Annotated in this window: 15 protein-coding genes and 1 pseudogene; 8 read left to right on the top strand and 8 right to left on the bottom strand. The window is 69.3% G+C overall.

The genetic code is table 11. The annotated features are described in order from the left end of the window. Positions 1 to 4: 4 nt before the first annotated feature. A complete protein-coding gene (locus EAO79_RS01230) occupies positions 5 to 6,061 on the top strand; it encodes a DUF4011 domain-containing protein (protein WP_164486861.1) in 6,057 nt (2,018 codons plus the stop codon). A 112-nt stretch (positions 6,062 to 6,173) separates the two neighbouring features. Here the strand turns inward: EAO79_RS01230 and EAO79_RS01225 are convergent, their stop codons facing one another. Beyond that, positions 6,174 to 6,665, bottom strand: a complete 492-nt coding sequence (locus EAO79_RS01225; protein ID WP_124767476.1) for a hypothetical protein — start codon at positions 6,663 to 6,665, stop codon at positions 6,174 to 6,176. A 109-nt stretch (positions 6,666 to 6,774) separates the two neighbouring features. Further along, on the bottom strand, positions 6,775 to 7,572 hold the full coding sequence (locus tag EAO79_RS19150) for a DUF2510 domain-containing protein (protein WP_206428264.1): 798 nt from the start codon (positions 7,570 to 7,572) through the stop codon (positions 6,775 to 6,777). A gap of 239 nt (positions 7,573 to 7,811) precedes the next feature. Here EAO79_RS19150 and EAO79_RS01215 point away from each other — a divergent pair, with 239 nt between their 5' ends. Beyond that, on the top strand, positions 7,812 to 8,324 hold the full coding sequence (locus EAO79_RS01215) for a hypothetical protein (protein ID WP_124767475.1): 513 nt from the start codon (positions 7,812 to 7,814) through the stop codon (positions 8,322 to 8,324). Between the two features lie 223 nt (positions 8,325 to 8,547). After that, positions 8,548 to 8,952 (top strand): hypothetical protein, encoded by a 405-nt coding sequence (locus tag EAO79_RS01210; protein WP_124767474.1) that lies wholly within the window; start codon positions 8,548 to 8,550, stop codon positions 8,950 to 8,952. Here EAO79_RS01210 and EAO79_RS19265 read toward each other — a convergent pair. Then, positions 8,924 to 9,373: a VOC family protein gene (locus EAO79_RS19265; RefSeq protein ID WP_241161033.1), complete on the bottom strand. Its 450-nt coding sequence runs from the start codon at positions 9,371 to 9,373 to the stop codon at positions 8,924 to 8,926. The genes EAO79_RS01210 and EAO79_RS19265 overlap by 29 nt on opposite strands. A 24-nt stretch (positions 9,374 to 9,397) precedes the next feature. Next, positions 9,398 to 10,243: pseudogene (locus EAO79_RS19260) on the bottom strand (LysR family transcriptional regulator); the annotation flags it as partial. Positions 10,244 to 10,403: 160 nt separating this feature from the next. On the opposite strand from EAO79_RS19260, the gene tdh reads away from it, so the two are divergent. Beyond that, entirely contained in the window at positions 10,404 to 11,516 is a 1,113-nt protein-coding gene (gene tdh, locus EAO79_RS01200) for an L-threonine 3-dehydrogenase (protein WP_124770020.1), read from the top strand. Positions 11,517 to 11,567: 51 nt separating this feature from the next. Then, the gene (locus tag EAO79_RS01195) at positions 11,568 to 12,737 is read left to right on the top strand and encodes a glycine C-acetyltransferase (protein WP_124767472.1); all 1,170 of its coding nucleotides are present in this window, start codon (positions 11,568 to 11,570) and stop codon (positions 12,735 to 12,737) included. A gap of 9 nt (positions 12,738 to 12,746) precedes the next feature. Here EAO79_RS01195 and EAO79_RS01190 read toward each other — a convergent pair whose 3' ends face one another. Beyond that, on the bottom strand, positions 12,747 to 13,292 hold the full coding sequence (locus EAO79_RS01190; protein WP_124767471.1) for a GNAT family N-acetyltransferase: 546 nt from the start codon (positions 13,290 to 13,292) through the stop codon (positions 12,747 to 12,749). Continuing rightward, entirely contained in the window at positions 13,292 to 14,470 is a 1,179-nt protein-coding gene (locus EAO79_RS01185; protein WP_124767470.1) for a Fic family protein, read from the bottom strand. Before EAO79_RS01185 ends, EAO79_RS01190 begins: the two co-directional genes overlap by 1 nt. Positions 14,471 to 14,623: 153 nt before the next feature. Here EAO79_RS01185 and EAO79_RS01180 point away from each other — a divergent pair, with 153 nt between their 5' ends. Beyond that, on the top strand, positions 14,624 to 15,433 hold the full coding sequence (locus tag EAO79_RS01180; RefSeq protein WP_124767469.1) for a MerR family DNA-binding transcriptional regulator: 810 nt from the start codon (positions 14,624 to 14,626) through the stop codon (positions 15,431 to 15,433). Positions 15,434 to 15,492: 59 nt separating this feature from the next. Beyond that, a complete protein-coding gene (locus EAO79_RS01175; protein WP_124767468.1) occupies positions 15,493 to 16,815 on the top strand; it encodes a GNAT family N-acetyltransferase in 1,323 nt (440 codons plus the stop codon). Positions 16,816 to 16,857: 42 nt separating this feature from the next. On the opposite strand, the gene EAO79_RS01170 is transcribed toward EAO79_RS01175, so the two are convergent. Continuing rightward, a complete protein-coding gene (locus EAO79_RS01170; RefSeq protein ID WP_124767467.1) occupies positions 16,858 to 17,235 on the bottom strand; it encodes a bleomycin resistance protein in 378 nt (125 codons plus the stop codon). A gap of 38 nt (positions 17,236 to 17,273) precedes the next feature. Next, positions 17,274 to 18,110, bottom strand: coding sequence for a dienelactone hydrolase family protein (locus tag EAO79_RS01165; RefSeq protein WP_124767466.1), 837 nt, complete (start codon positions 18,108 to 18,110; stop codon positions 17,274 to 17,276). Between the two features lie 166 nt (positions 18,111 to 18,276). Here EAO79_RS01165 and EAO79_RS01160 point away from each other — a divergent pair, with 166 nt between their 5' ends. Further along, positions 18,277 to 21,369: a lamin tail domain-containing protein gene (locus EAO79_RS01160; RefSeq protein ID WP_124767465.1), complete on the top strand. Its 3,093-nt coding sequence runs from the start codon at positions 18,277 to 18,279 to the stop codon at positions 21,367 to 21,369. Positions 21,370 to 21,384 lie beyond the last annotated feature (15 nt).

Here is a 21,384-nt window from a genome sequence, read left to right as displayed (position 1 = left end):
TGCGTTGACAGGAGACGCCAGCGATCGCGGAGCGGACGACGAGCAGAGCGCCGCAGGCTCCTTGTCTGCAGCAGGCTCCTCTCCCGCAGGCCCCACCTCCGTCTCCATCCGCGTCAGCGCGACGCCGACGCTCAGCTACGCGATGGCGCACTGCAGCATCGCGGTGATCGACGAGATCGTCCTCGAGAACCACGGCGGGGAACGCCGGGCGGCGTCCGTCGAGATCGACGTCGTCACCGCCGACGGCCCTCTCACCGACACCAAGGTGCTCCTCGCCGACCTCGGCGAAGACCGCACCACCCTCCTCCGCAGCCCCGAGGTCCTCCTCGACCCACGCCGCATGCTCCTCGTCGAAGAACAGCGTCCCGGCGTCATCCGCGTCACCGTGCGCGACGCCGCAGGTACCCAGCTCGGCACCGTCGATAGCCCCGTCACCGTGCTCGCGTCCAACCAGTGGATCGCCGCACCCGTGCAGCTCGGCCTCGAACTCCTCGCCGCCCACGTGCAGCCCAACGCGCTCGTCGTCAGCGAACTCATGCTCGAGGTCTCCGACCTCCTCGACAAGCAGACCGGCAACAGCTCCCTCGCCACCTATCAACTCGACGACCCCGCCCGCATCGATGCCATCGTCGCCGCCGTCTGGGACGCCGCCCGCGCCCGCGACATCCGCTACGCCGAACCGCCGGCCAGCTGGGGCCAGAGCGGCCAGAAGGTCCGCACCCCCGAGGAAGTCCTCACCAGCCACCTCGGTACCTGCCTCGACACCACCGTCCTGCTCGCGTCCGTCCTCGAAGCCATCGGCATCCACCCCCTCCTCTGGCTCCTCAAAGACCACATCTTCCTCGGCTACTGGCGCGTCCAGACCACCCTCGACGTCGTCGCCAGCACCGACGTCTCCGAAGCCGTCAACTCCCTCGAACTCGGCCGCATCGGCGTCGTCGAGACCACCATGCTCACCGGCAGCTCCGCCACCTTCGCCGACGCCTCTCGCCGGCCCCACACCGACCACCTCGCGGGCTCGCTCGACGACTTCATCGGCATCACCGACGTCGTCCAGGCCCGCCTCCGCAAGATCTACCCGCTGCCGAGCCGCCGGATCAACGCCGAGGGCGAACCCGTCGTCACCCTCTACCAGGCACCCGAAGCCCGCGCCCTCACGCAGGACGCCCCGGCCACCGCCGAGTCGACCGCCGCCGGCCACGGCCCCGACGTCCCGAAGCGCGTCTCCACCTGGAAGAACGCCCTCCTCGACCTCAGCCTCCGCAACAAGCTCATCAACTACACCGACCGTTCCGGCTTCGAGCTCGCCGTCCCCGGCCCCGCGCTCGGCCGCCTCGAGGACAGCATCAACCACGGCACCCCGCTCACCCTCGTCGCCTCCGACAGCGTCGCCACGATCGACCAGCAGCGCGGCATCCGCTTCGGCCGCGACCTCGACGAGAGCGACCGCATCAACTTCCTCGAGGACAAGAAGAGCGCCTTCATCGACGTCACCGAGGCCGCCTACCCGACGAAGCTCCGCGCCCTCGCCTACAAGGCCAAGACGATCGTCGAGGAGACCGGCGCCAACAACCTCTACCTCGCGTTCGGCATGCTGAGCTGGCGCTTCGGCGACCGCGACCTCCGCTCACCCCTCGTGCTCGTGCCCGTCACGCTCACGACCACGAGCCGCGGCTCCTCCTACCGCCTCACCCTCGACGAGTCGGGCTCCTCCACACCCAATTACTGCCTGCTCGAGAAGCTGCGCCTGAGTTTCGGCCTCGAGATCCCCGGACTCGCCAACCCCGTCGAGGACGGCTCCGGCATCGACCTCCCGGCCGCGTTCACCGCCGTGCGCCAGGCGATCCTCGACGCCGGCCTGCCGTTCCGCGTGGAGGAGACGGCGTCGCTGTCGATCCTCCAGTTCGCGAAGTACCGGCTGTGGAAGGACCTCGACGAGAACTGGGAGACGCTCGCCTCCAACAGCCTCGTCGACCACCTCATCAACTCGCCGCTCGAGGCCTATGCCGACCCCACGCCGGCGCAGACCGACACCGACCTCGACCGCCTCGGCCTCGACTGCCCGGTCGCCGCCGACTCCTCGCAGCTCGACGCCGTCGCCGAAGCGGTAGCCGGCCGCACCTTCGTGCTCGAGGGCCCTCCCGGCACCGGCAAGTCGCAAACCATCACCAACCTCCTCGCCCGGTCGCTCGCCGAGGGCAAGAAGGTCCTGTTCGTCGCCGAGAAGCGTGCGGCGCTCAACGTGGTGAAGCAGCGGCTCGAAGACGTCGGACTCGGCGCGTTCTCGCTCGACCTCCACGACAAGGGCGCCAGGCCCAACGTCGTCCGCGCGCAGATCAAGACCGGCCTCGACCTCCGCACCAAGGCCGACATCGACGCGCTGAGCACCAACCGCGAGCTGTCGGAATCCGGCCTCCGCACGCTCACCCGCTATGCCGACCGCCTCCACGAGGTCAACGCCGCCGGCTTCTCCCTCTACTCCGCGCGGAGTCGCCTGCTCGCGATGGACCACGACCTCGTCCCGATGGCGATCCCCGAGCAACTCGTCGCCGCCGGCACGCCCGAGGCGTTCGAGCAGCTGCGGCAGGTGTTCCGCGACCTCCCCGAGCGTTCCGACCTCGCGCGTCCGAGCACGACGCACCCGTGGGCGTTCCTCGACGGCCCGTCGGCTCCCGGGCTCGACGCCGCGACCGTGCAGCAGGCCGGCCGCGCGCTGGATACGGCCCTAACCTCGACCCTCGACGCAGGCCTCCCGATGGACGCGTTGCGCCTCGCGTCGCGCCCCGACCTCCTCGGCCTCTGGTCGACCGCGGTCGCCGCACCGCGCCTGCCGACCGGCGCGCTCATGGCGGGAACGCGGCCCGAGGACTTCGTCCGGCTCGACGACGCCCTCGCGGCAGCCGAACAGCTTCGCGACGCCCAGGCCGAGTGGCGCTCGACGTTCACGCCCGCCATCCTCGACCGCGACATCGCCGGCCCCCGCCACGCGGCCGAGCAGGCCGCGGCGTCGAGCTTCTTCGGTCGCAAGAAGCGGCTGCGGGCCGCGCTCGCCCAGCTGAGTGACGTGCTGGCCGTCGACGCGACCTCGTTCAAGGTGAAGCAGCTCGTTCCGCAGCTCACCGAGGCGAAGGCGGCGCAGGACCGTCTCGTCCAGCTGCGCGGCACGCTCCGATCCACCGCGCTCCCGCTCGTCGGCGACCGCTGGAACCCGCTCGTCGAGCCGACCCAGCCCGTGCGCGAACTGCTCGGCTGGTACCGCTGGCTGTCGGAGGGCTTCCGCCTGCCGGGCACCCCCGACGACGCGTTCATCACCGCCGTCCGCGACCAGTACGCCACGACCCAGCCGTCGCAGCAGGCGGCCCAGGCACTGACGACGCTCGCGAGCACCTGGAGCGACTTCCTGCGCATCGCGTCCGTCAGCACCGAGCGTCTCTCGGCGTGGTCGGGTGGCGAGGGCTTCCTGCAGGCCTGGTGGTCGACGCGCGACTCCCGCCGTCTCGACGCCGCCGAGCCCGTCGTCCTCGAACGCTGGCTCGACCTCGTGCGGGTCATCGAACCGCTGCGCACCCACGGGCTCGACGACGTCCGCGCTGCGATCCTCGCCGGTCGCATCGAGACCGAGGACGCGACGCTCGCCTTCGAGAAGGGCCTCGCGCAGGCGTCGATCGACGAGCGCGAGCGCACCACCACGCTCGACGCCTTCGACGCCACCGCCCACAACCGCAGCGTCACCCGCTTCACCACGAGCGTGAAGGCCGTGCGCGAGGAGCTGCCGCGGGCGATCCCGGCGTCGGTGCTCGGGCTGCGGACGTTCAGTTCGCAGTCGGAGAGCGGTCAGGTCGGCGGGCTGCGTCGGCAGATCGACCGTCAGCGCGGCGGCATGAGCGTCCGTGCCCTGCTCGAGAACTTCGGCGAGCTCATCACGCAGATCATGCCGTGCACACTCGCGAGCCCGGAGTCGGTCGCGCGGTTCTTCCCGGCCGCGGCCGAGCTGTTCGACATCGTCGTGTTCGACGAGGCGTCGCAGATCCGCGTCGCCGACGCGATCGGGGCGATGGGACGCTCGCGCTCGGTCGTGGTCGTGGGCGACAGCAAGCAGATGCCGCCGACGACCTTCGCCGAGGCCGGCGCGACGATCGACGACGACGCCGACTTCACGAGCGAGGTGTTGCAGGACGAGGAGTCGATCCTCTCCGAGTGCGTGCAGGCGCGGGTGCCGAGCAAGTGGCTGTCGTGGCACTACCGCAGCCAGGACGAGTCGCTCATCGCGTTCTCGAACCACCACTACTACGACAGCCAGTTGTCATCGTTCCCGGCGCCGTTCGCGGGCGCGGGCGACGGTGGGGTCGCGGGTCACGGGCTGGCGTTCGTGCGGCTCGACGGGCAATTCGAGCGGGGCGGTCGTGGCAAGTCGTTGCGGACGAACCCGGTGGAGGCGCAGGCGATCGTCGAGGAGATCTCACGCCGCTTCGAGGCCTCGCCGGACGAGACGCCGTCGCTCGGGGTCATCACCTTCAACGCGCAGCAGCGGACACTGATCGAGGATCTGCTGCGCGACAGCGCCGACCCGCGGATCGCGCTGGCGCTCGACGAGCAGGACGGGCTCTTCGTCAAGAACCTGGAGAACGTGCAGGGCGACGAGCGCGACACGATCCTGTTCTCGATCGCGTTCAGTGCGAACGAGAAGGGCGTGATCCCGTTGAACTTCGGTCCGCTCACACGGGCTGGCGGTGAGCGGCGGTTGAACGTCGCGGTGACGCGGGCGCGGCGGCAGGTGGTGTTGTTCGCGAGCTTCGACCCGTCGGAGCTGCGGGCAGAACAGACGTCGTCGATCGGCATCAAGCACCTGAAGGCGTACCTGGAGCTGGCGCAGCGGGGGAGTGAGGCGGCCGGCGAGGACGGTCGTCGTCAGGCGATCGTCGACCGCCACCGCGACGAGATCGCCGACGAGCTCCGCTACGCCGGGCACGCGGTGCGGACGGACGTTGGTTTGTCGGACTTCCGCGTGGACATCAGCATCGCGACCGAGGCGGAGCCGGACCGACCGCTGGTGGCGGTGTTGCTCGATGGGGCGTCGTGGCGTGAGCGTCGGACGGTCGCGGACCGTGACGGACTGCCGGTCGAGGTGCTGAGCGGCCTGATGCGGTGGCCGGGCGTCGAGCGCGTGTGGTTGCCGGAGTGGTTGCACCACCGCGAGGAGGTGCTGGACCGGTTGGTCGCGGCGGTTGAGGCTGCGGCTGAGCGGGTAGCTGCGGGGAGTGCGGTGCCGGAGGTGTCGGGTGTTGCGGAGTCGGATGCCGCTGATGCGTCGGTTGCCGACGATGCGGACGCCGCTCGCGATGCCTCGGATGCGCCCTCACCCGTTCGCAGCGCCCGCGTGCGCGAGTGGTCGGAGCGGCTGGCGTCGCTGGAGACCCTGTCGGAGTTCCGTGACCGCAAGGTCGGTTCGGTGGCTGCGGTCGAGACAGCCCCGGGGGCGGTCGCGTCCGATCGGCACCCAGAACTGTCGGAGTACCAGCCCTGGGACGCACCCATGCTGGGTGGGATCGAAGTGCTCGACCGCTTGCCCGGGCGGCAGTCGGTCGTCGCGGTGCAGGGCGCGATCCGTGCTGCGGTGGAGGCCGAGGGACCGATCCATGTGACGCGCCTGGCGAAGCTGGTCGCGGGTGCGTTCGGTCTGGACCGGGTGGTGGGTTCGCGGGCGAAGTCGATCCTCGACAAGGTCCCGGCCGAGTTGCTGGGTCGCTCCGACGAGCCGTTCGCCTGGCCGACCTCGATCGACCCGCTCACGTGGCGCGGTGCTCGTCAGTCCTCGGCGGAAGCCGCCCGAGCGATCGAGCACATCTCCCTGGTGGAGATCGCGAACGCGATGGCGATCGCCGCGGAGGAGTCCGCCGGCCTCTCGCCCGACGAACTCCGCCGCGAGACCCTCGCGATCTTCGGTGGCAAGCGAGTCACCGCTGCGATCGGAGCCCGCCTCGACGAGGCCCTCGAGTTCGGGCTGGGCTCGGAGCGCCTGGCGCGGAATGGGGAAGACACCATCGTGGCTCAGACCGTTTGAGATGTGTCTCCGCAGCGTCGTTCAGACCCTGAACGATGCTGCGGACGTATCGGTGAGCTGCGCCGCTCAGGCTCGACCTTGAGCCCGAACGCGCAGATCGAACTGGCCAGCACTAGGCGTTGTCGCCGCCGATCTCCGTTTTCACACCGAGTACCGCGACGGCCGCTGCCAGGCTGAACATCGCGACCGTACCGACAGCGCCAACGAGCTTGAACACGAACATCTTGTGCTCCGAATCCTTCGCCGCTTCGCGATCAATCGCTTCCGTGAGCAGGGCGAGGATGGCCAACCGATCGTCTGATGTCAGTCCCTCGCGATCGAGTTCGCGATTGAGGGTCTTCCGGTAGTCGGCAAAGGCCTTGTGGACCTTCTTCTGGCTCTTCCAATTGGCCTTGAGCCCGCTGGTTGCTTGGCTCTGCACCTCCGTCAGGGACTCCATCACGAGCGATTTGAAGTCGGGAAACTGCTCGACGACCTTGAGGGCGACTTCTTCGCTCATGTTTGGAAGCTCCGAGACGAACATCATGAACTTGTCCTTCGACAGGTTCCTCCAGGAGTCGATCCCCATCTTCTTCTTGAGCGCGTCTTCGTTATCGATGTTCATATTCGTCCTCTTTCTGGATGTACAGGGCAGCCGTTCGCTGGACACCGGGAGTCGGTCCTGTCGACCGTTGCTTCGCCGTGCAATCGTCCTCGTAAGGCGAGGCACATGATCAGGCCGCCCGAGTACCGATATCGCGTAGCACGGCGGCCGACGCGCGGACGCCGTCCATCGCGCCCTGGATAGTGGCTGGGTCGCCGCCCGATACCGCGGTCGTCAGCGTGTCGAGGTTGGTCTGCAGTCCGACGAGGGCGGGCGCCCACTCGGCGGCGATCGACGCCGGCGCGTCCAGCGATTCCAGCTGACCGAGGTTGAAGCTGATCTCAGCCGTGTTCGAGATCAACCGCCAGGTGCCACCTTCGGCCAGCGTGGTGACCATGTCGTCGAGGTCCTTGTCGATGTCGGCGGTGTGCTTGCTCGCGCCCGCCTGGAACGCGGCGACATCGACCACGGCGGGCGCAGCGGGTTCGGCAATGGGCTCGACCGTCGCGGTCGGAACTGGTGTCGGCGTTGCCGAAGGCGTCTGGGTTGCGGTCTGAGCGATGGCAACCGGCTCGGTTCGTCCGCCGTTGATCGCATTCGAGACGCCACCGACGAGTAGGAGCGAACCGACGACAGCGCCGGCGACGATCCAACCCTTCGCTTTGCCGCTCATGCCGGACGCGGTGCCTGGCTGTGCGGCGTACGGGGTCGGAACCGGCGCGGCGGCGAACGCGGGCGGCGCGGACTTCTGCAGCTGGAGCGGCTGGTTGACGAGCGGAGCGGTCGCCGCCTGCTGCGGAGGCGTGACTGCGGCGGGCGCGGTGTGGGTGGTCCATGCGGCACCGTCCCAGTAGCGCTGCTGTGTCGGGTCCGAGTAATCGGTGTACCAGCCGGCGGGCGTGGCAGAGGGCGGGGTGGTCGAGCTCATGGGAACGGTCCTTGCATCGGGTCAACGCGACCCGCAGCGGCATTGGATCATCGACGGCAGGTGACGGACCCGCGGACCGGGCCAAGCACAGTCTGGCGGGGGAGGGGCGGGGGTCATCAGTCCCAGAATGGGTCACGCGCCCGAGTTGTGGGAGGGTAGCGCAAGGTGGATCGACGAGCCCGGCATCTCCCGGCCAGCATTGACCACTCCGACTTGAACCGATGGAGAGTGACCTCCGCATGTCTGAACCGCTATCCGAAACGGATTCCGGGGGAGACCCACCCGCGCCGATGAAGTTCACGCGAACGACGGCGGGACAGTTGCTGATCGCGTGCTCGATCATCGCGGCGATCGGTGCGATCGTCGTCGTCAGCGTTGTCGTCGGCGGATCGCGTCCTCCAGCCGTCCAGTCGGACAGCCAGTCGTCGATGCACTCGCCGCCAGCTGACGGCCCTTCGATGCAGGCTGCAGATGATCCGATAGAACAAGCACGCGAGGTGGTTGGCGGCTCGTACTCCTACGAACGAGTGCAGCAGGCGACTGCCGCGGCGCTGGTCGCAACCGGCACGCCGGTCACGACCGACAACTTCTCCAGAGCCTGGAGTTCGGCCCTCGCTGTCACCGACAAGCTCGGTATCGAGCCGATGGAGGTCATGTTGTGCGTGCCAGAGCTCGCTTCCTCCAAATCGGGCCTCACCTTTCCAGAGGTCGCTGCGCTCTGTGCCAGTGAGATCTATCTCGGCAAGCGATGACGAGGGCTACTGGCCACCGACTCCGAACGAACCCGCTGGCGTTGGCGTCCTCGCGAGCTGACCCTGCGCCGCACCGTCATGAGGCGCGCGATCAGCGGTGGAGTAGCTGGTCTCACGGACCACGCGTGTGGCTTATGTCACCAGTGCATTGACGTCACTTCACCCTGCGCCTAGCGTCGATGAGATGCTCGGCATCGGCCGACCGCAGCGAGGGAGGAGCCTGATGGGGAAGCCCTGGTACATCTTCACGGCCGCCGTGGCAGGCGCCATCGTGCTCGTGTGGCTCGTCCGGACGGTTCTCTGGCAGGAGGTCCCGCCGCCGATCGTCAGTGCGGTCTATGCGGTGATTGTCCTCTCGGCCGGCCTGGGTTCCAAGATGCTCCGGGAACATCTCCTCGCGAAGGGTCGGGTCGACGAGTCGGCTGGTCTTGAGCGGGATCTATCCGTCACAGCCCGGGCCGGGAGCTTCAACGATCTCCTACTCGTCTGCCTCGGGCTCGGCGGAATCTTCCTGCTCAGCGGCAACACCATCGCCGGGCTCGGCTGCGTCGGCCTGGTCATCATCGCGATCGTCAGCGTCGAGACACGGGTGGCGCTGCTCAGACGTCGTCAGCCCGCGAACCGTTGAGACCGGGATCCGCGACCACCTCGACCTTGAACCCCGCCTCGTTCTCAAGCCAGCCCGCGTAGTGCTGCTCGCCACCGGCGTGCGGATAGCGGTCCTGGTACAGCGGCCGCCAGCCGCGCTCGGGGCCCGCCGCCATGATCGCGTCGACAGCCTCCCGCGTGCCTCCGCGGAACGCGAGATGGTTCACGCCCGGCCGTCGCCGATCGTGCGACTCCGCACTGAGGTTCGGCGACGCCGTCAGCGAGACGTAAGTGCCGCCGGCCTCCCAGGACTCGCCGCCCGGCCATTCGCTCTCCATGGAGAACCCGATACGCGACAGCAGCCAGGCCCAGCCCGCACGCTCCGCCTCCACATCTGCGAGCCACACCTCGACGTGATGCAGCCCGGGCCCGGCCGGCGCCGACGGACGCTCCCGCTGCAGCGCATCAGCTCCGTCCTGCAGCCGCTCCAGCGTCCCCGCCACCGCGACCCGAGCCAGCGCGTGCGGCCGCGCGAGCACGTCGATGTTGCGCGCGATCCGCACGTCCTCGAGCGGCACGAGCACCAATCGCGGGTCGGCCCGCGGCGCCGTGTACCGGGGAAACAACGCCAGCAGTTCCCCGCCCACGATGAGCGACGCCGCCAGGTGGTAGTCGTTCACCCGATGCGCCCGATGGAACCGCACCCCAGCCGTCGCCTCGACCACCCCGAGCGCGACATCCGGCGCGAAGCCCGCGTGGGCGGCGATCCACGACTCGTCCGCGAGTTCGACCGCCGACACCGACGACCGGCCCGCGAGCGGATGGTCCACCGACATCGCCACATCGAACGGCTCGCTCAACAGCGTCATCACCGACAGCTGCTCCGACGGCCAGGGCTCGTCGTGGTCCATCCGGTGCGCGATGACGAGGTCGTACTGATCGACGAGCCCGGCGAACTCCGGTTGCGCGACATCATGCTCGCCGAACACCAGCGACGGTCCACCCTCAGCGTCCTCCAGCAACCCCGGCAGCAACGCCTGCCCGGCACTCTGGAACGCCGCCACCCGCACCCGCGCACCCGTGTCGCCGCCGTACTCGCGCACCGTCTCGGCCGCGCGGTCGATCAGCGTGTGCACCGTCCCCGCCATCTCGGCCAGCGCCATGCCCGCCTCGGTCAGGCGGATCTCGCGCCCCACCCGATACGTCAGCGCGACACCGAGCTCGCGATGCAGGGCGGCCAGCTGCTGCGAGATCGCCGGCGCCGTGACATGCAGGTGTCGCGCGACCGCTGCGATCGTGCCGCGCTCGGCCAGTTCGCGCATGATCCGCATCTGAGAGAGATTCATCAGCTCAAGCTAACTGGTCACGTGGAAACCCTCAATATTCATGACGGATCGATCTGACTACGTTGGTCACCAGGACAGCGCAACGACGCCCGTCCGCGACAGCCGGCACCACCGGCCGCCGCCGCTCCCGCAGGAAGGAACGCCGTTGCTCGCCCTCTGGAAACGACCCGACACCGCCGGTTTCGAACTCGTCGAGCGCGCGATGCCGGCCATGGGTTCCGACGACGTCCTCATCCGCGTCCATCGCACCGGCATCTGCGGCACCGACCTCCACATCGAGTCGTGGGACCCGTGGGCGGCCGGCGCGGTCGACGCCCCGCTCGTGCCCGGCCATGAGTTCTCCGGTGAGGTCGTCGAGGTCGGCAGCCGCGTCGAGGGGATACCCGTCGGCGCAGCGGTCTCCGGTGAGGGGCACCTCGTTTGCGGCACGTGCCGCAACTGCCGCTCCGGCCGCCGCCACCTCTGCCGCCACACCCGCGGCCTGGGCGTCAACCTCGACGGCGCCTTCGCCGAGTACGTCGTCCTGCCGGCCTCCAACGTCTGGGTCCACGGCGACCAGGTCACCCCCGACCTCGGCGCCCTCTTCGACCCCCTCGGCAACGCCGTCCACACGGCCCTCAGCTTCCCGATCCTCGGCGAAGACGTCCTCATCACCGGCTGCGGCCCCATCGGCCTCATGGCCATCGCCGTCTGCCGGGTGGCCGGTGCGCGCAACATCGTCGCGACCGACGTCGTCGCCGACCGCCTCGAGAAGGCCCTCGCCGTCGGCGCGGACCGCGTCGTCGACGTCTCGAAGGAACGGGTCGCCGACGCCCAGGCCGAGCTCGGCATGCTCGAGGGCTTCGACATCGGCCTCGAGATGTCGGGACAGGCTGCCGCCGCCAGCGAGCTCATCGAGAACCTCAACACCGGCGGCAAGGTTGCGCTCCTCGGTCTGCCCTCGACCAACATCGAGATCGACTGGACCAAGGTCATCACCCGCATGATCACCATCAAGGGCATCTACGGCCGCGAGATGTTCGACACCTGGCACCACGCGAGCGCGATGGTCGACCACAGCCCCGAGCTCCGTAACGCCCTCGAATCGCTCGTGACCGCCCGCTTCCCGCTCGCCTCCTGGCAGGACGCGTTCGACACCGCACGCGGGGGAGCGGCGGGCAAGGTGCTCATCGACTGGACCGACACCCGCGACGCCGTGATCACCGGCGTCGTCGACGAGCAGGCACCGGTCGCCGCGCACGCCGCGACCGCCGCCTGAGCGACCGCGACAACCTCAGCTCAACCGCCCACTCGACCCCGAGGAGACGACATGTACGGCACCATCAAGACGCAACTGCGCGACCAGCTCGACCGCATCGAGGCCGACGACCTCACGAAGCGCGAGTTCGCGATCACGTCCCGCCAAGGCAGTCACGTGACGATCGACGACCGCGAGGTGCGGAACTTCTGCGCCAACAACTACCTCGGCCTCGCCAACGAGCCGTCGATCGTCGATGCGGCGAAGGTGGCGCTCGACGAGTGGGGCTACGGGCTCGCGAGTGTCCGCTTCATCTGCGGCACGCAGCAGATCCACCGCGACCTCGAGCAGGAGCTGAGCGCCTTCCTCGGCACGGAGGACACCATCCTGTTCTCCTCCTGCTTCGACGCGAACGGAGCGGTCTTCGGGGCGCTGTTCGGCGAGCACGACGCGATCATCTCCGATGCGCTCAACCACGCGTCGCTCATCGACGGCATCCGCCTGAGCAAGGCCCGACGCCTGCGCTATCGCAACCGCAACATGGCCGACCTCGAGCAGCAGCTCATGAACGCGGCCGACGCACGTCGCACCGTGATCGTCACCGACGGCGTGTTCTCGATGGACGGCTTCTACGCACCCCTGGACGAGATCTGCGACCTCGCCGACCGCTACGGCGCGCTCGTCCTCGTCGACGACTCGCACGCCGTCGGCTTCGTCGGCCCGGGTGGTCGCGGAACGCCGGAGTTGTTCGGCGTGCAGGACCGCGTCGACATCCTCACCGGCACCCTCGGCAAGGCGCTCGGCGGTGCGTCGGGCGGGTACGTGAGTGCGAAGCAGGAGATCGTGGACGTGCTGCGGCAGTCGGGCCGGCCGTACCTCTTCTCGAACAGCCTGGCGCCGTCGCTCGTCGCCGGAGCGCGTCGGGCTGTGGAGCTCGCGGTGGAGGGTGACGAGCTGCGCGAGGGACTGTTCCGCAAAGCCGACCTGTTCCGTGCCCGCATGACCGAAGAGGGCTTCCGGCTGCTGGAAGGCTCGCACCCGATCATCCCGGTGATGTTCGACGACGAGCAGCAGGCGGTGCAGGTCGCGGCGCGGATGCTCGAGCAGGGCATCTACGTGATCCCGTTCAGCTTCCCCGTGGTGCCCCGCGGCGAGGCCCGCATCCGCGTGCAGATCAGTGCCGCCCACAGCGAGCAGGACATCGAGGACTGTGTCGCGGCCTTCGTGGCGGCGCGGGGGTAGGTGTGGCGGCTACTCAGCGAGGTGATCGGCGTCGCTGAGGGCGGCCGTCGATCGAAGTCGCATGCTCAGCACGTGCCGCACCGACCCGTCTGCCCCGAGGTCGTCGTCCACGCGCCGCATGCCGATCTTCTCCGCCACGCGCGACGACGCCCGGTTGTCGGGGTGGACGATCGCGACGAGCTCTGACGAGTCCGTGTGCTCCTGGGCGAAGTCCCGACTGGCGGCGGCGGCCTCGGTCGCGAACCCTCGACCCTGCCAGGCGGGGCTCACGTGGTACCCGACCTCGAGCTTCCGGACGCCGTTGACCCGCTGCCAGGTCAGGCCGCAGTCACCGACGAAGTCGCCGTCGTGGGTCTCGATGATCCACAGTCCGAGGCCGTAGGACGTGTAGTTGTCCTGGTTCCAGGTGATCCACGCCGCGGCCTGCTCGCGGGTCTTCGGCGCCGGATAGAACTCCATGACTGCGCGGTCGCCGAGGAGCTTCGCCATCTCGTCGAGGTCCGCCGGTGTCATGCGCCGGAACCGCAGGCGCTCCGTGTCGTGGGGGAGCGCCATCAGCTGCGCCGCATGCTGCGCGCAGCGAACCCGTCGCGCGCTGCCAGAACGGGAGGCGCAGTCCAGAGACGGTTCCGCTGTCGCGACGAGCCGACCGTGAGGATGCCACGGTCGACGAGGGTGTCGAGGGTGTTGAAGACCGTGCGATCTGAGGCGTCGAGATGTTCGCGCACGAGTCGACTGTTCATCACCGGATGCTCCAGTGCCAGCGCCGTGATGAGGTGCGCGGCCGAATCGGCGCGGATGTCGCGCAAGGCCTGCTGCCATGCGGCTCGGATGGTCTCGATCTCCTCCACCAATGTCCGTCCGTTGGCGATCGCGAGGAACGCACCGTCGGCGAAGACGTGGACGATCGGCTCGACGTCGCCCTGCCGATAGCTGGTGAGTGCAGCGAAGTAGTCGTCGCGCTGCTGCAGGATGCCGGCTGAGATGGGCACAGTGACCCCGCTGGTCAGTCCGACTCGCCGGAGGGCGGCCTGCACCAGCGCTCGACCGGTGCGCCCGTTGCCGTCAGGGAACGGGTGGATGGTCTCGAATTGCGCGTGAGCGACGGCGATCGCAGCGAGCGGGAGGGGTGCCGGTCGGAGGGAGTAGGCGATGAAGTCGTCCATCGCCGCTGCGACACGGTCATGGTGCGGCGGAACGAAGTCCGCTTCATGCGGACCGAAGTTGCCGCCCCCGATCCAGACCTGCTCGTCGCGATATCGGCCGGTGATCTCCGGTGCCGATGTGCCGAGGAGCTGCTCCTGCATGGCGATGATCGTCGTGTTGGAGAGCTCGTCCGATGCCGCGAGTGCTGCCTCGAGAGCTCGGACATTGGCGACGATGAGTGGGGCGTTTCCGGTATCGCGCTCGTCCAACTCGGCCTCGGCGATCGCCTTCGCGCTGCTCGTCAGGTTCTCGATCTGCGAGCTCGACGCCGATTCGCTCCGCAGCAGGATCGACGAGAAGGGCGCGGTGACGTGACCGACCTCGCTGTCGAAACGGATGATCCGCTCCTGCGCTTCGCCCAGCAGCTCCACGAGATCATCCGACAAGCGGATGTCGAGGTCCGCGATCGGCGGCGGGACCGCGGCGTCGTATGGCTGTGCGAGGAGCAGCCGCTCGCGCTTCGGCAACGCGTCGGGAGCGATACGCGACCGCCAGGGCCGCTGTTCATACGTGACAGCGGTCGTCATCGTCCCCTCCTGTTTCCCGGCCGAAGTTGCAGTTACGACAGCCGTTAGTGAAGTTTAGGCGCTTATCCTTCACTAAGGAACCTTCGGGGTGCGGTTTGGACGCCGATGTCAGCGGTTTGACTCTCCCGTAGGGGGAGGCGTGATGCTTGAAGCATGTTGCACATCGGAGAGTTCGCAGGCATGACCGGGTTGAGCGTGAAGGCGCTCCGCCACTACGACGAGAAGGGCGTCCTGGTTCCGGCCGACGTCGATCCCGACTCCGGCTACCGCCGCTACGGCGAGGAGCAGGTGCGTTCGGGCGTGATCGTGAAGGCGCTCCGCGATGCCGGCGTCCCCCTCGCCGCGGTGGGCGTCTCCATCGCCGGCGCCGACCCGTCGACCGCTCTCGACGTGCACCATCGCCTGGTCCTGGAGCAGCGGGAGCAGGAGGACCACGCGTTCGCGCAGGCCCGCTCGGTCGTCGCGTCGCTCGCGGCACCGGTCGAGATCGTCGAACGCGCGCTCCCACCCCAGCCCTACGTCGGCCGGGTGCTCACCGTGCCGCGCGGCGACGAGGACGCCGTGACGGACGACGACGCGAACGAGCAGTTCTCGCAGCTCTACGTCGCCCTGCAGGAGGCCGGCGTCGGCCCGACGGGCACGTTCTGGACCGCGCTCCGTCCGGGCGAGCAGGGGGCAGTCGAGATCGTCTGCTGCTGGCCGACCTCGTCACAGCTCGAACCGACGTGGGGTGGTGACGAGACCACGGTCGACGTGCTGCCCGAGCGGACCGAGCTCGCCGCGGTCTGGCGATCCGAACCGGGCGTCGAGCTCCCGGAGGGATCGACCCACCCCGCGGTGGTCGCCCTGTTCGACGCGATCGCGGAGCGGGGGATCACGATGCCGACCACCGAGCTGCGGCAGCGGGTGCTGGGCCAGACCGCCGACGAGTACACGGTCGAGGTGTCGATCACCCTGCCGTGAGGTCGCGGTCCCATCGCGCTTCCCGGGGGCGTGTCAGGCCGGGTCGTTAGGCTGGAGTCGTGGCCAACAGCAAAGATTTCGACACCCGGTACGAGCTCCGTGAGTTCCCGTTCGCGAACGGGGCCGACGGCGAACCGACGCCCGAGAGCCTCGCGGCCCTCGACGCCATCGGATTCGGCTTCCACGAGTCCACCCCGAAGCCGGAGGCGCGCAAGCGCAAGGTGAACGAACTCATCGCCGACGAAGCTGTGCTGCTCGGCGCCTATGTCCGCAAGCCGCAGCCCGGTTCGGTCGACGAGACCTGGCCGGCGGGGACCTTCTCCTGGTTCCCGAAGGCGCTCAGCTGGGGCGACGGCACCAGCATCAACACGCAGGCGATCTCCGACGTCACGGTCCGCCCGACCGAACGACGCCGCGGCATCCTGCGCCGCATGATGACGCAGGCTCTCGAGCGCGGCGTCGCCGACGGCTATGCGATCGCGGCCCTCACCGCCAGCGAGGGCACGATCTACCGTCGTTTCGGATTCGGCTCCGCGATCCGCGAGCGCAACGTCGTCGTGAAGCGCGCGAAGGCGCTGCCGTTCCTCGCGCCGACGAGCGGCATCGTGTCGGTCGTCACCCCCGAGTACCTGGTCGACGGCGTCGCACGTCAGGTGTTCGATCGCTTCGACGAGCGTTCGATCGGGTCCATGGTCCGCAACACCGGATCCTGGCCGCTGGTCCTCGGCACGCTGGGTCGCGACGGTGAACCGGCGAAGGACACCCGCGCCGCCGTGCACCGTCCCGCCGACGGCGAGGAGGTCGACGGCTACGTCACGTGGCGCATGGTCGAGCTGCCCGGCGGTCAGACCGGCATCGAGATCATCGACCTCGTCTACGCGACCGACGCGGCCTACCTGTCGCTCTGGGAGTTCCTGCTCTCCATCGACCTCAACGACGTCGTGAAGTACAACCGCGCCAGGCTCGACGACCCGATCGTGTCGGCCCTCGGCGACAACCGGGCGTACGACATCGAGCACGAAGAGGACCACGTGTGGCTGCGCGTCCTCGACCTCCCGGCCGTCCTCGCGTCGCGTCCCTTCGCGGTCGACGGTTCGTTGACGATCGCCGTGACCGACGCCCTCGGCTACGCGGCGGGCACCTTCCGCCTCGAGGTGACCGGTGGTCGTGGAACTGCCACGAAGCTGAGCGACGAGACCGACGCTGCCGGCGCCGACCTCGCGCTCGACGTCGCCGACCTCGGTTCGCTTCTGCTCGGCGCGGTCTCCCCGGTGTCGCTCGCCGCAGCCGGTGTGCTGCAGGCGACCGACCCTGCTGCGCCGCTCCTGCTGCGATCAATGCTCCAGACGCCCCGCGCGCCGCACGGGATCACCTTCTTCTAGGCGGTCCCGAGCAGCGACCCGCGGATGCCGCGCCGTCGCGGATCAGTCGCGTTGCTCGATGAGGGTGAGTTGCGTGCCGTCCGGGTCGATGAGGAATCCGGCCCGGAGTCCCCAATCCTGCATCCGGACCGGATGCAGGCGAGGCGCGCCGACGGTCGCCTCGGGGACTCCTGAACGTCGGATGGCGTCGTAGAGTTCGTCGACGTCGGCCACACGCAGGCAGCACATGAAGTTACTCGATGCCGGGTCGAGGTCGGGTGCGGGGAAGAACTCGAGCTGCAGGCCACCGCGGACGAGGATCAGCCAGCCCTCGTCTCGGAACGTGCGCTCGAACCCGAACGCCGAGTAGAACGTCTCCGTCGCGTCGAAGCTGCGCGACGGCAGGTTCGGTGTCGCGCGGTCGTGTCGTGTCGAGGTCATGGAGTCGATGATCGCAGCGCGGCGGGCGGCTGGGAAGGTCAGGCCTGCGTGGCCGGTGTCGCGAGTCGTTCGCGGAGGAAGGCGACCACGCGCTTGCGGGCTTCGAACGCCGGGTGGCCGTCGCGCTCGCGGACCTCGCCGGTGAGGACGGAGTGGGCGGTCTTCGCGAAGCCGGCTGCGTTGCCGGGGGAGGAGTCGAGTTCGATGACTTCGAACGCGTCGCCGAGCTTGGCCGCGATGGTGGCGAAGCGCTCCCGCGGGACGGCCCGATCCTCGCTGAAGCGGAGGCCGAGTGCGCAGACCGAGCCCTGAGCCGCACGGGCTGCGACGGCGTCGAACTCGGTGGCGGACATCCCGGGATCGATGCGGCGGGCCCGGCTGACAGGGAACGGCGTGGACGGCTGGCTCATGACGGAGGCGAGGACGTGCTCGTCGACGGCAGCTGCGAGCGCGAAACCGCCGGTGAAGCACATGCCGATGACGCCGACACCAGGGCCCGGTGTGCGGGCCGCGAGGTCGGCGGCCAGTGCCCGGACGTGGTCGGCGACCGGTCGGTGGGCGCCGGTCGCGAACGCCTTGAACTCGGCGGAGACGCAGACCTTGCTGACGCTCGCGAGCGTGTAGCCGAGGGTCCCCTCGTGCCCAGGCGTCCCGAACGGTGACGGGATCGCGACGGTGAAGCCCTCCGCGACGAGGTGCTCCGCCAACCCGAGGACCTCGGGCGTGAGCCCGGGCAGCTCGGGGATGAGGACGACGCCCGGCCCGGACCCCTTCTCGAAGCGGTCGTGCGTGACGCCGCCGCCGGTGAACGGGGTCCGCACCCAGCCGGTGAGGTCTGCGCGCGGAGCGGTGTCGGTGGTCGCATCGTCGGTCATGGGGTGAGCGTAGTCCTGGTCGCTGCGTCCGATCTGCTGGATCGTGGCACGTCCCGCCTGGGAAGCCACCCGCCGTTCACCTCCCGGTCACCGCCGCTCCTCCACCCGGCCACCCCGCGCCGATGGGATGGAACACGATCCCCGTCCCTTCGTGCCCTGGAGACCCATGCCCCGCCTCACCCGTGTGTTGACGATGACCGCCGCGTGCGCCATCGGTGCAACCGCCCTCATCGCGACGCCCGCCGCCGCCATCGCCGCCCCAGCGCCGGGGCTCCAGATCAACGAGATCGAGTCCTCCGACGGCCAAGCCTCAGATTGGATCGAGTTCACCAACACCGCGACGACCGCCGTCACGCTCGACGGCTGGGTCGTGAAGGACAACAAGGACGACAAGCCCTACGCCTTCCCGGCCGGCACGGTCGTCGAGCCCGGCGCGTTCCTCGTCATCGACGACACGCAGTTCGGCTTCGGTCTCGGCAAGGACGACTCGGTCCGCCTGTTCGACCCGACCGCGGCGCTCGCCGACGAGTACTCGTGGACCGCCCACGCGCTGGTCACCTACGGCGTCACCGCCGACCGCACCGGCTGGGCCGAGACCACCGAGTCGACGAAGGGTGCCGCGAACGTCTTCACCGCACCCGAGGTTCCCGAGACCGACGGTGAGATCCGAATCAACGAGATCGACTCGCAGCCATCCGACTGGGTCGAGTTCTTCAACCCCGGCACGACGGCGCTCGACATCTCGCGCTACGAGATCCGCGACAACTCCGACGACCACCGCTGGCAGTTCCTGCCCGGCACGTCGATCGCTCCCGGCGAGTTCCTCGTGGTCGACGAAGCGACGATCGGCCTGGTCGGCGGCACCGAGACGCAGGGCGCGTTCCGCGACCCGATCGGTATCGGCAGCGCCGACGAGATCCGCCTGTTCGACGCCACCGGCACGCTCATCGACCGCTCGGGAACGTGGAGCGGCCACGCGGCCATCGACGGTGACTTCATCGCCGCGACGCTCGCCCGCTGCCCCGACGGTGAAGGCGACTTCACGCTCGCACGCATCACCAAGGGTGCCGCGAACGACTGCGTGCTCCCGAACGTCGCGATCAACGAGGTCGAGTCGAACAAGGACACGACCGACTGGGTCGAGATCGTCAACCTCGAGGCGGCCGCGCTGGACATCTCCGGCTGGACGCTCATGGACAACGACCCGGTGAGCCACGCTGCCGACACGACCCCGCTGCCCGCGGGCACGATCCTCGAGCCCGGCGCCTACTTCGTCTTCGACCAGAACGTGAACTTCGCGTTCGGTCTCGGCAACGGCGACACCACCACCGTGCGGAACGCCGCCGGCGCGACGGTCGCCGAGTACACCTACGCGGCTCACGCTGCTGGTGTCTTCGCGCGCTGCCCCGACGGCACGGGCGAGTTCGTCGACACCGCCGTGTCCACCAAGGGCCTGCGCAACGCCTGCGGCAACCCGGTGCGCATCAACGAGGTCGAGTCCGACGGCGGATCGCCCGACGACTGGATCGAGCTCGTCAACCCGACGACCGCAGCGCTCGACGTCTCCGGCATCGTCGTGAAGGACGACGACGACACCCACGCCTACGCCATCCCCACCGGCACGAGCATCGCGGCCGGCGGCTACCTCGTCATCGAGCGCGCAGCCCTCGGCTTCGGGCTCGGCGGCGGCGACACGGTCCGTCTGTTCGAGGGCGACGCATTGCTCGACTCGACCACCTGGGGCGAGGGGCACCCGGCGAACACCTGGGGACGCTGCCCCGACGCGACCGGCGCCTTCGCTGCGACGGCCGAGGCCACCAAGGGCACAGCCAACGTCTGCGCCGGTGAGATCCCGGTCGGTCCGTGGCCCGGTTCGCCCGACGTGACGGTGCTCGACACCACGCCGATGTTCCTCGAGGACAGCTCAGGACTCGACACCCAGGTCACCGCCGACGGCGCGTTCCTCTGGGCGGTCGACAACGGCACCGGCTCGTTCTGGAAGCTCGCGATCGCCGCCGACGGTTCCGTCTCGTTCGTCGACGGTTGGGAGAACGGCAAGCGCGCCCGCTTCCAGAAGGACGCGTCGAACCCCTCCGCAGCCGGCCCCGACACCGAGGGCATCACGGTCGACGGCGCGGGCTCCGTCTATGTCGGTGTCGAGCGCGACAACAGCGTGAAGGGCGCGACGCTCAACGCCGTGCTCAAGGTCGACCCGAACGCGCCCGGCCCCGACGTCGTCGCCTCCCAGGAGTGGGACCTCACGGCCCTGCTGCCGACGGTCGGTGCAAACCTCGGTGTCGAGGCCGTCGAGTGGGTGGCAGACGGCGACCTCGCCGGCAAGCTCTTCGACGACAACACGAAGGGAACGTACGACCCGGCGGACTACGCGGGCCACGGTGACGGGCTGTTCTTCGTCGGCGTCGAGGACACCGGCGACGTCTACGCGTTCGCACTGAACGCCGACGGCTCGGCCACGCTGATCTCGACGATCGACCCGGGCCTCCCGGCGGTCATGGCGCTCGACTACGACACGACGCTCGGCGTGCTGTGGGCCGTGTGCGACGACGGCTGCGCGGGTACCGGTGCTCAGATCACGTTGAACGGAACCGAGCAGCCGGGGATCGCTCAGGTCGAGCGTCCGGCGGGCCTGCCCGACCTCAACAACGAGGGCTTCGCGACCGCGCCGGCCTCGCTGTCGGTCGACGGCAAGCGTCCCGTGTACTGGTTCGCCGACGGCTACGCTTCCGAGGCCCTGCGTCTCGGGTCGCTGCCCGGCACGACCACGCCGCCCGTGACCCCGCCGACCGGTGGCGTCACGCCACTGCCCGGGACGAGCCTCACCGAGGGCAACCGCGGTGCGATCACGCTCGCCGACACGGTGCGGCGGGGCGAGACCGTGACGGTCGGCCTCGAGGACCGGTTCGCGGCGACGGCCGTCGAGGTGTGGTTGTACTCGACGCCGGCGCGGATCGCCACCGGCACGACGAACGCCGCCGGTGACCTGTCGGCGACCATCCCGGCCGACGCGACGCTGGGCGACCACCGGGTCGCGGTCTACGCGGCGGACGGCTCGCTCATCGGCTGGACCGAGGTGCGGATCATCGCGGCCGACGGGACGAGCGTCGACGGTTCGGCGTCGGGTGGGGCGCTCGCGACCACCGGTGCCGAGCTGCCGTTCGGCACGATCGGTGCGGGGGTCCTGCTGGTCCTTCTCGGTGGAGTCCTCGTCGCGATGCGTGCGCGTCGCCGCGCGGTCTGACCGACTGAAGGTCCG

The sequence above is a fragment of the Plantibacter sp. PA-3-X8 genome (assembly GCF_003856975.1).
Classification (GTDB): Bacteria; Actinomycetota; Actinomycetes; order Actinomycetales; family Microbacteriaceae; genus Plantibacter; species Plantibacter auratus.
The sequence above is the reverse complement of the archived record's forward strand: the minus strand, read 5'-3'. Positions and strand labels throughout refer to the sequence as shown.